The sequence below is a fragment of the Sodalis sp. (in: enterobacteria) genome (assembly GCF_051710625.1).
Classification (GTDB): Bacteria; Pseudomonadota; Gammaproteobacteria; order Enterobacterales; family Enterobacteriaceae; genus JBPESN01.
On the sequence record NZ_JBPESN010000026.1, the window covers coordinates 1 to 12,882 of the forward strand.

Below are 12,882 nucleotides of genomic sequence, written 5' to 3' on the forward strand. Positions count from 1 at the left end.
GCTGCGATGAACCCTGAACACGTGGCAGAGTGTGGCCACAAGATAATGCACTCTGAGTTTCCCGATTAACGAGAACTGTTCAGGGAGTCTGACATCAAGAGCGCTGTAGCCTTTTTTAATATTTCGTGTCCCATTTCAATGCGTTGTACCTTCTTCTTAAGCTCACGTATTTCGATTTGTTCCGGGGTTATGGGAGAGGCTTTTGGCGTTTTCCCCTGTCGCTCATCACGCAGTTGTTTTACCCATTTCGTCATCGTAGAAAAACTGACGTCCATGGCTTTTGCTGCTGGCGTGGCGGTGTAATTTTAGTCGACAATCAGTTGAGCGGATTCGCGTTTAAATTCAGGACTAAAATTTCTTCTTTTCATTGGTGCACCCGTGTTGTTCTGAGGTGAGCACATCACCTCTGTTCAGGTGGCCAAATTCAGTGTGCCACTACAAGTGGGCGCTGGTAGACTATAGCACTTTCGGTATTTTTGCTGCCTGCCGGCAGCCTCCGGCATTGAGCTGCTTTTGTGGAACTTAACTAACATGCGTACTAGCCAATATCTGCTCTCCACCCTCAAGGAAGTCCCCGCGGACGCGGAAGAGGTCAGCCATCAGCTGATGCTGCGCGCCGGGATGATTCGTAAACTGGCGTCCGGCCTTTACAGCTGGCTGCCGACCGGTTTGCGCGTGCTGCGTAAAGTAGAAAATATCGTGCGCGAGGAGATGGACAACGCCAGCGCGATTGAAATGTCCATGCCGGTGGTGCAGCCGGCGGATCTGTGGCAGGAAAGCGGACGCTGGGCACAATACGGCCCGGAGCTACTGCGGTTTACCGACCGCGGCGCGCGCCCCTTCGTGCTGGGTCCGACGCATGAAGAGGTGATAACCGACCTTATCCGTAACGAGGTCAGTTCTTATAAGCAGCTGCCGCTGAACTTCTATCAGATCCAAACCAAATTCCGTGACGAAGTGCGTCCGCGTTTCGGCGTTATGCGCTCGCGGGAGTTTGTGATGAAAGACGCTTATTCTTTCCACACCAGCCAGGTTTCGCTGCAGGCGACCTATGACGCCATGTACCAGGCTTATAGCGCTATTTTTACCCGTATGGGCCTGGAATTCCGCGCGGTGCAGGCAGATACTGGTTCCATCGGCGGCAGCGCATCACATGAGTTTCAGGTACTGGCCAGCAGTGGTGAGGACGATATCGTGTTCTCAACGGCATCAGATTACGCCGCCAATATTGAACTGGCGGAAGCGGTCGCCCCGGCCGCCGCGCGCGCCGCGCCGGGCGAAGACATGCGCCTGGTGGATACCCCTGACGCCCGCACCATCGCCGAGCTGGTGGCGCAATTTTCGTTGCCGGTGGAAAAAACCGTCAAGACGCTGCTGGTTCGTGCGCGCGAAGACGCCGGACATCCGCTGGTGGCGCTGATGGTCCGCGGCGATCATCAGCTTAACGACGTCAAGGCCGAGAAGCTGCCGCAGGTTGCCGCCCCGCTAACGTTCGCCAGCGAAGAAGAAATCCGCCTCGCGGTGGGCGCCGGCCCCGGCTCGCTTGGACCGGTCAATCTGCCGCTGCCGCTGGTCATTGACCGCAGCGTGGCGGTGATGAGCGACTTCGCTGCCGGCGCCAATGCCGAGGGTAAACATTTCTTCGGGATTAACTGGGAACGGGATTTGCCGCTGCCGCAGGTAACCGACCTGCGCAAGGTTGTCGATGACGATATCAGTCCGGACGGTAACGGTACACTGCAAATCAAGCGCGGCATTGAAGTGGGCCATATTTTCCAGTTAGGCACCAAATATTCGGAAGTGATGAAAGCCACGGTGCAGGGCGAGGACGGTCGCAACCAAACGCTGACCATGGGCTGTTATGGTATCGGCATCACCCGCGTGGTGGCGGCCGCTATTGAACAAAACCACGACGACCGGGGCATTCTGTGGCCGGAAGCCCTGGCGCCCTTCAATGTCGCGATTTTGCCCATGAACATGCATAAATCCTTCCGGGTAAAAGAGGCAGCGGAAGACCTCTACCAGCAGTTGCAGGCGCGCGGTATTGACGTTCTGCTCGACGACCGCAAAGAGCGTCCGGGCGTCATGTTTGCCGATATGGAACTTATCGGCGTCCCGCATCAGCTGGTGATTGGTGATCGCAATCTGGACACCGAAGAAATCGAATACAAAAACCGGCGCAGCGGTGAGAAGCGGATGATTAAACTCAGCGCTATCGTTGACTTTCTGGTAAGCGAAATCGCCGCGGCGAAATAAAATTCGCGGCCGAATGTCCCTCAAACGCCGTCCACGGTCGTGGACGGCGCATTATTGTCTGACGTGCACACCCAACACTATTGGTAGCCAATTACGCCAGCACCACATTTTCCATGACCCTGCTCTGCGCCAGGCAGTCCTGGTCAATATAAATCAGGTTCCCATCAGCAGAAGTAATCAACAATATTGTCCCACCGCGCTTTTCACCCATTTTGATGCGCGCGGTATAACCGTTAATTTCTCGGGCGATATAAAGGGCCAGTTTAGCGTTGCTGTCAAAGTACGTTTGCGGTAAACGCCGCTGCATAATAATCATCCGGCTGCCGTTCTCAAGAATCTGAATTCTCACCCGTGGCACCGCCAAAGGCACATTCCCCCGTGACGGCAGCGATATGGCCGGCTTGTCCGCCTGAAGCCACAGTGACGAAAAATCAAGATAGGTCTGGTATGTCTTCTTCCTTTTATTGCCAACGATCGGAAACAACAACCACGTGTTGGGATGGTGGGTTTGCGGCGGCGCATTATCATTAATCAGCGCCCATTAGAGAGTAAAATCACAAGCGGCATTGGCATTGATGTAAATAAGATCCTCCTTTTCGTCGTCACCGGTGACAAGACACGTGCCGTCTCGCTGGCCGGCTTGCAATGGCAAACTGGAAAAATCGTTAAGGGCTTGCGCTACCTTACGCGGCCACCGCCGTTTATCGATATCCTGCATATCAATATTGACGACGCGCTCCAGGCAGTGGCGCTGAAATTCATATAAATCTGACTCATAGGGGGGAGATCGCGCCATGCCTCCAAGGGGACAAGCGCGATATACTCTTCGCCGTTGCCGATTTCATATTCCTGGGCGCTGGGAGCCGCCGACGGATAATTCTGCGTTTCAGCAACATGGCGCAATCGATCGCGATCGTTTTCCACCAGAAACTGCTGCAGCGCGCACTGCATTTTCCGATCCCCATACAACAATAAAAGTATCGCGCCGATCGGCGCGTCGCCCGCGTCTATTTCCGCTAACGCGTTTTTTATCAACTGCGGCGTGGTGAAACCGGGAAAACGCTCGAGAAAAGTCTCACCATCGAGCATGCCTTTCAATACTTGCAGCATACTCAATGCAATCAAAATAAAGGACATGTCAGTAGGCTCCGATCGCGGCTGACGCGCGCTGACAAGCTGGTGCCACTGTAAACACAGTCATTCAAGAAAATTATGCAGACGCAAATGCCAAACTTTATTTTCATGCAAACGTCTGACGCCCAGCGTAATCTGCGGCGTAAATTCCAGTGCGGTTCCCTGCCGCTGCAGTTTGTGATCAACTACCACCCGGTGATAACTTTTCACCGGTATTTGCAGGCGATTCGCCAACACTTGCGCGCATGAATGTGCGCCGCCATAACCTCCGTAGCAGGAGATAAGCTCCAATTCTTTTAATTGTCTGCCCTGATTGTACAGTTTGTTAATGCCTAACACCACCTCGGCACATTCCACAGCGTCATAATGGTTTATGCTGGTGGGCGCGCCGTGGGCCTTCAAAAGCATCTGCACCCCCCCTGCACGTTGGCATTATCATGGATGGCGACGCGACTGTCGGGTCCGAGCAGAGCGGATACGCGGGTTTTCTCGACATTAACATCACCACTTAACACTCCATTATTAATCATCCCCAACTGTCTGGCGCTGATGATATTATCATCTGGACTTAACGTAGGATTAAATAAATGATTGTTTAGGCCAGAAAAGTGGTTATCTCCTAAACTCAGTAACATATGGTATTGCTTCGACGGCGTATACAGGACTACCAATTTTTCCGGTGGTAAATCGCTCAATGTTACGCTGAGCATGATGGATTGGACATTCGATAGAATATCTTCAAGTTTACCCGGCAACAGAAATCCCCCGTTCGTGGGTTTGACCAATTTAGTCATGGCGTCTTGCAACGCGACAGATTGTTGCGGCGACAAACGGTTGGCATGCACCAGAATACTTAACGCATACTCACAGGCGTTCTGAGGCGGTGTTTGAACGCTTTAGCAACTCTTTTGCTACCTGAAGCAAAGAACGCTCCGGCGCCGATTCCATGAAGGTATGCTTGGTAACCGAGAAACCATAATTTGCCCCCCGCGGGTGGAGTAAATTATCTTTAAATTCCCTTAACTGCTCCGCCAGCAACACCCGTTTATCTTCACCAAGATGGGCTGCAATCTTCATATTATTCATGCCGGCAAAGCGGCTGTTACCTAAACTTATCATCCAGTGGCGAAACGTTGTGTCATCTGCGCGCGTGAAAATGATTAGCCTACCGGGTTCCGTGCGCAGCATTTCGCTGTAGGTGCAGATAAACTTCGTGGAGCCAATGAACGCGCGTAGCGTTCGGTGCGCATTTTGCTTCTGAATAAAAACCTGATTGAGCAATGTTTGCTGTCTTGACGAAGAAAAATTATAGAAAATATATAGCATGAATTCATAATTCAACCGGCAGAGATCATTATTTATCATTAAATTAGGAATGATTTTTGCCAAGCGCTTCTGTTGTACCAGCGGAGAAGAAGTCGAGGGAAGAAGGAAATATTTAATTCCATCATCATAATGCATAATAGTATAGTGGTCAACTAAAACTGGCCACCGCGTTAGCGTTTTTCCAGTGTCTATTTTCTGATTTGTTTGGTGGTAACCCACCGTTATATTTATGCGGCCTGAGTGCGCTGTAATATCCCACGATATAGTCGGTAATTTAATGAGCTGCTTCGCTGAAGCTTATGTAGCCCGTTACCGGTATCCACTCGTTTTTCAGACTTCTGAAGAAGCGCTCCATCGGACTGTTATCCCAATAGTTACCACGCCGACTCATGCTTTGTTTGATCCGGTAACGCCATAGCAACTGTCGGAACTGCCTGCTCGTATTATAGTGGCTACCCTGATCGCTGTGGAACATCACTCCAGCTGGTTTACCACGCGTTTCCCATGCCATTTCCAGTGCTTTGATGGTCAGTCTGCTGTCCGGGAAGAATGACATAGCCCAGCCCACCGGTTTCCTCGCGAACAGGTGCAAGAACAACCGCAAGGTATGCCCAGCGTTTCCCGGTCCAGATATACGTCACATCGCCGCACCATATGGCGCTCAAGATAATTTGGGATTGCAACATGCTCCTGACCGCCACGCTTATCCCTGTGCGTCGGCTGCTGACAACTGACCAGCCCCAGCTCTTTCATGAGCCTGCCTGCGAGCGAGCGCCCCATCCGGAAGCCTCTCTGGGTTGCCATGGTGGCGATACTTCTCGCGGCAGCGGCATCATGGCTGATACTGTGCAGTTCATGAACCTGACTGCACAATACTGTTCGCCTGCCGTCTGGCCTGTCAGGACGACTTTTCCAGTATTTGTAACTGCTGCGATAAACCCTGAACACGTGGCAGAGTGTGGCCACAAGATAATGCGCTCTGAGTTTCCCAATTAACGAGAACTGTTCAGGGAATCTGACATCAAGAGCGCTGTAGCCTTTTTTAATATCTCGTTTTCCATTTCAATGCGTTGTACCTTCTTCTTGAGCTCATGTATTTCGATTTATTTCGGGGTTATGGGAGAAGCTTTTGGCGTTTTCCCCTGTCGCTTATCACGCAGTTGTTTTACCCATTTCGTCATCGTAGAAAAGCCGACGTCCATGGCTTTTGCTGCTGGCGCGGCGGTGTAATTTTGGTCGACAACCAGTTGAGCGGATTCGCGTTTGAATTCAGGACTAAAATTTTTTCTTTTCATTGTGGTGCACCCGTGTTGTTCTGAGGTGAGCATATCACCTCTGTTCAGGTGGCCAAATTCAGTGTGCCACTACATAGTGCTGACATCCGGCGGCTTAATAAGCCATTACTCTTTGATCTGGGGCCATTCCTCGCGGCGATAGGCGAATGTCGCGTCTATACTGGCAAATGTCTGGTATCGAATTGGCGTGTCGCTTTCCGCTTGATAAAAAGCCGTCAGCCATTGTTGTTCAGACTGGATAAAGGGCTGTGACATCGTCGGGATCTTCAGGAAGGCCAATTTTTCCGTCGCCAGGTCCACGACATAACGGGTCCCCTCTTTTTCTGCCACCAGCAGATAATGCCGCATCTCCCGGTATCCCTCAGATTCAACCCAATAAAGCAGCACCCGGCACTCAATTGCCGTGAAAGCATTCTCTTTTATAAAAGTCTCCGCCTTTGTCAACAACTCAGCGCGATGCCCCTGACGAGATAGGTGTTGGCAATAGCGTCGGAACCTCGTCGACAGCGGTCCATCATAGGTAATGAAGGCCTGTGTTTGCGCCGGTAACTGCCGGTAATCTTCCACCACCAGTTGCACCCGTTGACCGTCGGCCAGCACCAGATGATCCGCATCAAAGGTAAAATCGCCCAGCCTGACCGTTCCCCAGCCATCCTGAAACGCGCGGTCGCCGGTAAGCGGCGCCAATTGGTATCCGCCGAACCGGCCTTCTCCGCGGTTGATAAGCATCAACTCGGCCTGTTCACCGGCATGACCAAATGCCGCCAGCTCATAGCCACGTGGCACCATCTTCAGCGCCTGACGCCTGGTAATGGCCACCAAATCGCGGAAAAACCGACGGATCTGGCCCAAAGCGCGGAAGGATTGGTACTGATGAAAATTTATGCGACCGGTAATCTGGTTAATGCGCAACATGGCTTCTGCACTGCTAAAAGCAAACTGGCGCAGATTGTCCTGCCCCTCTTTTATCAGACTCTCAACCAAAATAATCGCTCTGCCGCAGCTGACGACGCCTACGCCGAGATTCGCCAGCATAAATGAAGCGCAAACGGCGGCCGAACCACCACTGAAAAATAATGCCAGAACCGACAACGCCAGGCCGCCATACAATAAAACCTGCTGGGCGACGTGGTGCGAATCCTCTTCCGCTTGGTGCGGTTGCTGTAAATAAGGCTGTCTCTGCTGCTGAACATAATCGTGCAGATGCTCGACCATTTTATCATGGTCCAATTGCTTCAACGCCCGCCAGATATCCTGGCTTGCGTTAAAGGAGATCGGTGGCAAAATACGGCATGTTTGTAGATCGACGGTGGCGACAAGCGGCAGGCCAATGAGCGATTGTCGTTGACGTAGCGACAGATGATCGTGAAGGAACGTCCTTAAGGCCGCAGAGATATCATCCGGGGTCCATAAATAAATTCTGCCGTTAGAAAGCGAGATGAGCATGCGCCGCCGGTGGGTTCAGCTAACGCCACCACTTCCGGCACCTGAATGCGCTTCCCGCCCTGGTGCAACCTCACCAGTTGCTTGGTTAGCTGATTAACCATCCATTTCTGCGCTAATGCCACCACCGCGTTATGCTCGTGCTTCCTCAGCAACGGTAATAACGCGCATGCCAGTCTGTTTCTGGCCATCGTGAAATAGGCATTTTCAATTTCGCTGCTGTCGGTCACTTCCTGTAATTGCGCGTTTAACTCGCCGTGGAGATCAAAAAACGCGTCTTTGGCCAAATGGGCCATAAGCTTAAGAAAGCGCGCATTCATCGCGCCGCCAGGATCGGTTAAGAGCAACTCCCCGATACGTGCGTTTCGGTCTTTGGCAACTAATTGACGTTCCATGACGCGCAGCGCATCGCCGGTCAGAACCTCTCTCAGCCTGACCACTTTGCGATCCGCAATACTAAAAAGCAGGTCTGATGGTCCCTCGACAATAAATGTCACGCTTAGCTCTACGTTAAGGTCCAGCTTATCGATAAACTGCTCGCGGGGGGGGAGTATAGTGCGCCAGTTTTTTATTCAGCAACTCATACAAGTAGTGCTAATGCCGTTCTTCGGGGTGGTCTTTACCCTCTTGGGACAGACCGTGAACATGTAACCAGGGTTCGCGCTCGACCAGCATAGCGCGCTGTTTTTGCCCGGGCGTTTTCGCCATATTTTCCTCTTGAACGTCTCCCGGCAGGGCATTTCTGGTGTTGGACGGTATCAGAATGTCAGCATAGTGAGCAAGGAACGCTGCAAACTGGCGTTTTCTCGTGCCAAAGCGTATCCAGTAATCCTGTAGTTCAAGATTGAACGCGCACGTCGGCATCAAGTTCCTATCGCTGACGCGCGACGCCGTACCAGATGCATAAAGGCCTGCTCCCCATCGGTCAATGGTTCGACCCCAGACACCTCCGGACCTGATAATAGAACTTGGTCACTGTGGCCCGCGTTGGACTGCATCTCTCGTGATGACGCTGTTCTCGGCCTGGCTTCCGGTAGCGTCGTCACCGCACGGCTCGGCGCTGACGGCATGCCGGCTAACGCCATGCCCCGCCCTTTCTGTAATGACGGCATAACCCTTATCGGTAGCAACAACCCACTTGCTGAGGGTGCAAAAACAATGCACGGCTCCCTTTATTTGACGCGGTTAAACAGGCCAAAACGATGTCATCCCCGCAGACTTTACGCTCAAGCTGAATCGACATCTTCCTGGCTGTAATAGTATGGTCAAGCGCTTTATCGTGAGCGCTGGCCAATACGGAAAAGAAATTACACCATGAGGTTAATTTATAAGGGTACCACCAGATAAAAAAGGGCCACATTATATCAATTCTCCTTGATTGGTTTATGCCGATTAGGGACAGGTTGTTTCATTAACAATGAAACAACTTGCCACAGCAATTTATTTTTGCCTATCCATCACGCCTTAAACGTCAATTAAAACGTTATGACATGGGGTTTAAATATTGAGAATTCATTTCGTTATTCGCCATGTTTCTAAAATGGCAGTGTGTGAGGAGATGAAGATAACAAAGGCTTATTTTCGGAGGAATAGAATATGCCGGCTCGTTGAACAACAATAGCGTTGCGATAGCGCGATTTTATCGCGCTGTTAATCAGACACCCTTGCACAGCCAATAAAATGTCTTTGAATCGTCTCACGCGCGCATCACCCGCCCTGGCGGTCGAGCCAACCGAGCCCGTCCGCGCACGCTGCCGGTTAATCCCTTAAAGCCTCCGGGTTGCGTAATACAGCCATGCCCACCGGTCTGCGCGTCCGGTGCTCAAGCCATAGGTAAGCGCCGCGGTTTGCCACCTCGGGTCAGCGGTATGGATGTCAGCTACCGCGGCTCTGCTCCGCCTCAGGTTAGGGCAAGGCGTCAGGTCATAATCCTGTCGCGCGACGGCAAGAGCAAAAAACGGCAACCGGCGAACGGAATAATTACACCATTATCATCCAGCATTTCCAGTGAATTGCCCGCCGGCCGGAAAAAACGCTTTTTGCCGGTCGCGTTTTCTACCAGAGTTAATTTGTCGGCGGTACGCGTCCATTGCCCGGCGCTGGATTGCATGCGAGCGACGCGGGCGCCGGTGCTGTAAAGCTGTTGCATGATGCAGGTGCCGTTTTCAGCGAGAAATAATGAGGTTTCTATTTCCTCGCGGTTCTCGCCCGGCAGCGTTCCTTGATAATACTGCTGCATGGGCGTAAAGGCCCCCTCACCTGCCGGCGGCACGCCAGCGCTGATATGTACGTTATTGCCACACCTCGAAGGCGAGCTCCACCTATTGGTCGGCATGGGATAGCCAGATGAGCCCGTCCTGGAGCGTTGCCTGCAGCACCATAGTGCGCTGCACCAAACTCGCCAGCGCGCTAAGCTGTTCATCGTCGATAAAGCGTACCGACAAATTAGACTGCGCGGACAACAGCGGCTGGTTTTGCTGCCACCAAACGCGGGCGGCGCGCGCATTATAGGCGTACAACACCACCTGACGGGCTTAATGGCAAGCCTTGCGTAAACGTTTCTCGGCCGGCAGGCCCAGTTCAATCCACACTTCGGCTTCGCCATGATCATTTCGCCACCACAGCGCCGGTTTATCTTCCGCACTCAGCCCGCGGGTGAATTCAAGACGCTCATGCGCGTGGCATACCCATGCCAGCAGCCGCAACATCATGCGCTGCGGGGTTTCCGAGGAGTGCTGCGCCAATACCAGATTGGCTTCAAAATAATAATTGCGGTCCATATCGGCAATATTGCCCGTGGCTTTGTGGATGGTGGCTTTCAGCGCCATTATGATTTCCCTTTATTGTTGATAACCGCAGTGTACTCGACTTCGCCGGTTGGCGACCAGCAGTGCCGGTTTCGGGTCCACAGGCCCGCGAATCCACCGCCTTTTCTTAAAGGATTGGGGGCGCTTTGTGCTATAGTCATTTAAGGAATAACTGTTGATTGATGTGTGGGATTGCCGGCAAGGCGCGGTCTATCCTTCCTCAGGGAACACCGCCCAATAAATGTAGGTGAGCGCTTATGACTATAAACGAAGAATATCAGCCCATTAATTGTGATGATTACGATAATCTTGAGCTCGCCTGTACGCGCCATTGGATATTAAACCTTACGCTCCGTAATGGGGAAACAGTGACCGGCGCGGCACGCGAAATGCTGTCGAGAAAACGCGTTGAGTATCTGATTATCGATCAGGCAGGCGTCAGCCAGGACATCCGGCTGGATCATATTGCCAGGTTCACCCATCCCGAACTGGGTACCGTGGTGGTCAGCGCAGAATAATTCCCTCTCCCTCACGCGGGCTACTGGCGTAGCCCGCTAATGGCTCCCGCTTTCCTCGCCTGACAACACGCCGTTCTGACCGCCGCCCTCTGGCGCGGCGGCCTATTACTGTCCGGCCGCCAAAAAAGCTGCCATTGCGCGTGATGCTCACGCACCGCGCCTTCCCAGGTCACGAAGACGCCCAGCGCCGTAATGAGTTGGTCATTATAAAACAGCAGCGGCGTGCTGCGGCGCCGCCACGGCGGGATGTCCAGCTCTTGCCAGATTTTTTTCAACGTTCGGCCGCGTCGCCGCCCCACAATATACAACAGGCTATGCACGGGGCCGAAACGCACCGAAACCCGTTCGCCGGACAAGGGTGCGCGCACAACGGCCAGCGGCGCCGCTATGCTGCCGGCATGGACGGCGTGGGCGGAATAATTGGCGTTAGCGTCAGCATTAGCGTTGGTATTGGTATTGGTATTGGTATTGGTATTGGTATTGGTATTGGTATTGGTATTGGCGGCATGGTCAGCGTCTGAGGCGCAACTTGCACTACCGTCCTGCCGTTCCTCTAAATTGCTGCCTCCCTTCACCGCCGCGATGAACGCTTTCCCCGGTACCGCGCTTCCGGCGTCAACCGGGCGTCGATAAAGGTGCCCCAGACCGGCGGGCAACGCAAGACGTTCGCTTTCCGGCGCCCAGGGGAAGACCGCCTCGCCGTCCATAAGCGGCGGCAAACGCGGCACGACATAAAGACGATCGCGAAAGCGCCGTACCAGCCGGCCGTCGAGTTTCAGTTGTGCAACGGCGTCGCGCCGGCTGAGCGCCACTTCCTGCCACAGGCGCGCCAGTTGCGCTCGTGCGGGCATTCTCACGCCGCGGCTGGCCAGCCAACGGCGTAACAAGGCCGCGCGCTTGCTTTCGCTCATCGTCATTAGCGCCGTCAAGCGTAACGACCCGTCTGGTGCGATGATATCGGCCAGTGTTTCTGCCAGCAGTTCATCGAGAAGCTGTTCCTGCTCGCCGCAAAGCTGCGCGCTGCGCGCTGCGGCGTTAGCAAATTGCGGCCAGCGCTGCCGCAAGGGTGGCAGGATGCGCAGGCGTAAAAAATTGCGATCGAACCGCAGATCGGTATTGCTGTCGTCCTCAATCCAGTGAAGCCCGCGTGCCTGAGCATACGCTTCTAGCTCCACCCGACTAAAGTCCAGCAATGGGCGCACCAGGCGGTGGCCTAAATACGGCGCATCCGCCGCCATCGCCGCCAAACCGGCCGGCCCGCTGCCGCGTTTCAACGCCAGCAGCAGCGTTTCCGCCTGATCGTCCTGGTGCTGGGCGGTAAGCAACACCTCATCCTGTGTCAGCGCCGCCGCCAGCGCCCCATAACGCGCGCCGCGAGCCGCCGCCTCGATCCCCTCCGACGTCGCGTCGACGACGACATGTACCGCAGTAAAGGCGACGTCGCGCCGATGACATTCCTGCGCGCAGTGCGCGGCCCACTCATCTGCGTGACGGCTCAAGGCGTGATGGACATGAACCGCCCGCAGCGTCGGCGCACCGTCACCGCCGGGGAGGCAGTCGCCATCACGTAGCGTGGCGAGGGCATCCAGCAATACCGTGGAATCCAGACCGCCGCTGAACGCCAGCAGCAGGGCACGGTAAGGGGCGATGCGGCGGCGCAGCGCCAGCACTACCCCCTCGGCATCAGGCTTCATACAGCTCCAGCGGTAATTGATCGGGATCGGTAAAGAACGTAAATTTTTTGCCGGTCAGCGGATCGACCCGCACCGGCTCGCAGGCTACGCCGGCGGCAACGAGGCCGGCAATCGCTTGATCAATATCGGCGACGCTGAAGGCTAAATGCCGCAATCCCTGGGCTTCCGGCCGACTCAGCCGTGCCGGCGCGCCGGGAAAGGAGAACAACTTGATGAGGTATTGCCCGTGTAGCTCCAAATCGCCCTTCCAGGAATTCTGCTCAGCGCGGTAGTGCTCGCCGATGAGTGTAAACCCCAAGATCCGACAATAGAAAGTTTTACTGCGCGCATAATCGCTGGCGATAATGGCGATATGGTGCATCCGCTGTAGGCTAATCATGTGTTAAGGTTCCCGTCTTGCATCTACTTG

The 12,882-nt window shown here is 53.9% G+C and carries 13 protein-coding genes and 3 pseudogenes; 2 read left to right on the forward strand and 14 right to left on the reverse strand.

Going from position 1 to position 12,882, the window contains the following annotated elements:
- A pseudogene (locus ACTBDU_RS08455) lies at window positions 1–368 on the reverse strand (transposase); the annotation flags it as partial.
- Between the two features lie 163 nt (window positions 369–531).
- Here ACTBDU_RS08455 and proS point away from each other — a divergent pair.
- Entirely contained in the window at window positions 532–2,256 is a 1,725-nt protein-coding gene (gene proS / locus ACTBDU_RS08460) for a proline--tRNA ligase (RefSeq protein ID WP_438806165.1), read from the forward strand.
- A 91-nt stretch (window positions 2,257–2,347) separates the two neighbouring features.
- On the opposite strand, the gene ACTBDU_RS08465 is transcribed toward proS, so the two are convergent.
- The 11 genes and pseudogenes from ACTBDU_RS08465 to ACTBDU_RS08515 all read right to left on the reverse strand — a co-directional run bounded on the left by ACTBDU_RS08465 (window position 2,348) and on the right by ACTBDU_RS08515 (window position 10,282).
- The gene (locus tag ACTBDU_RS08465) at window positions 2,348–2,740 is read right to left on the reverse strand and encodes a hypothetical protein (RefSeq protein ID WP_438806166.1); all 393 of its coding nucleotides are present in this window, start codon (window positions 2,738–2,740) and stop codon (window positions 2,348–2,350) included.
- Window positions 2,741–2,934: 194 nt separating this feature from the next.
- On the reverse strand, window positions 2,935–3,393 hold the full coding sequence (locus ACTBDU_RS08470; RefSeq protein WP_438806167.1) for a hypothetical protein: 459 nt from the start codon (window positions 3,391–3,393) through the stop codon (window positions 2,935–2,937).
- Window positions 3,394–3,453: 60 nt separating this feature from the next.
- Entirely contained in the window at window positions 3,454–3,798 is a 345-nt protein-coding gene (locus ACTBDU_RS08475) for a hypothetical protein (RefSeq protein ID WP_438806168.1), read from the reverse strand.
- A complete protein-coding gene (locus ACTBDU_RS08480) occupies window positions 3,789–4,184 on the reverse strand; it encodes a hypothetical protein (protein ID WP_438806169.1) in 396 nt (131 codons plus the stop codon). Before ACTBDU_RS08480 ends, ACTBDU_RS08475 begins: the two co-directional genes overlap by 10 nt.
- A gap of 70 nt (window positions 4,185–4,254) precedes the next feature.
- Window positions 4,255–4,851: a hypothetical protein gene (locus ACTBDU_RS08485; protein ID WP_438806170.1), complete on the reverse strand. Its 597-nt coding sequence runs from the start codon at window positions 4,849–4,851 to the stop codon at window positions 4,255–4,257.
- Between the two features lie 13 nt (window positions 4,852–4,864).
- Window positions 4,865–6,011: pseudogene (locus tag ACTBDU_RS08490) on the reverse strand (IS3 family transposase).
- A 105-nt stretch (window positions 6,012–6,116) separates the two neighbouring features.
- The gene (locus ACTBDU_RS08495; RefSeq protein WP_438806171.1) at window positions 6,117–7,457 is read right to left on the reverse strand and encodes a hypothetical protein; all 1,341 of its coding nucleotides are present in this window, start codon (window positions 7,455–7,457) and stop codon (window positions 6,117–6,119) included.
- Entirely contained in the window at window positions 7,391–7,951 is a 561-nt protein-coding gene (locus ACTBDU_RS08500) for a hypothetical protein (protein ID WP_438806172.1), read from the reverse strand. The genes ACTBDU_RS08495 and ACTBDU_RS08500 overlap by 67 nt, the downstream gene beginning before the upstream one ends.
- Before the next feature lie 97 nt (window positions 7,952–8,048).
- Window positions 8,049–8,318: a hypothetical protein gene (locus ACTBDU_RS08505; protein WP_438806173.1), complete on the reverse strand. Its 270-nt coding sequence runs from the start codon at window positions 8,316–8,318 to the stop codon at window positions 8,049–8,051.
- 1,054 nt (window positions 8,319–9,372) lie between these two features.
- Complete coding sequence (locus tag ACTBDU_RS08510; protein ID WP_438806174.1) at window positions 9,373–9,693, reverse strand: copper resistance protein NlpE N-terminal domain-containing protein; 321 nt, start codon at window positions 9,691–9,693, stop codon at window positions 9,373–9,375.
- An 82-nt stretch (window positions 9,694–9,775) separates the two neighbouring features.
- Window positions 9,776–10,282: pseudogene (locus tag ACTBDU_RS08515) on the reverse strand (YaeQ family protein).
- 236 nt (window positions 10,283–10,518) lie between these two features.
- On the opposite strand from ACTBDU_RS08515, the gene rof reads away from it, so the two are divergent.
- On the forward strand, window positions 10,519–10,779 hold the full coding sequence (gene rof, locus ACTBDU_RS08520) for a Rho-binding antiterminator (protein WP_438806175.1): 261 nt from the start codon (window positions 10,519–10,521) through the stop codon (window positions 10,777–10,779).
- Window positions 10,780–10,799: 20 nt separating this feature from the next.
- Here the strand turns inward: rof and tilS are convergent, their stop codons facing one another.
- Window positions 10,800–12,473 carry a tRNA lysidine(34) synthetase TilS gene (tilS, locus tag ACTBDU_RS08525; protein WP_438806176.1) on the reverse strand — a complete coding sequence of 558 codons (1,674 nt, stop codon included), beginning with the start codon at window positions 12,471–12,473 and terminating at the stop codon, window positions 10,800–10,802.
- The gene (locus ACTBDU_RS08530) at window positions 12,463–12,852 is read right to left on the reverse strand and encodes a VOC family protein (RefSeq protein ID WP_438806177.1); all 390 of its coding nucleotides are present in this window, start codon (window positions 12,850–12,852) and stop codon (window positions 12,463–12,465) included. The genes tilS and ACTBDU_RS08530 overlap by 11 nt, the downstream gene beginning before the upstream one ends.
- Window positions 12,853–12,882: the final 30 nt, after the last annotated feature.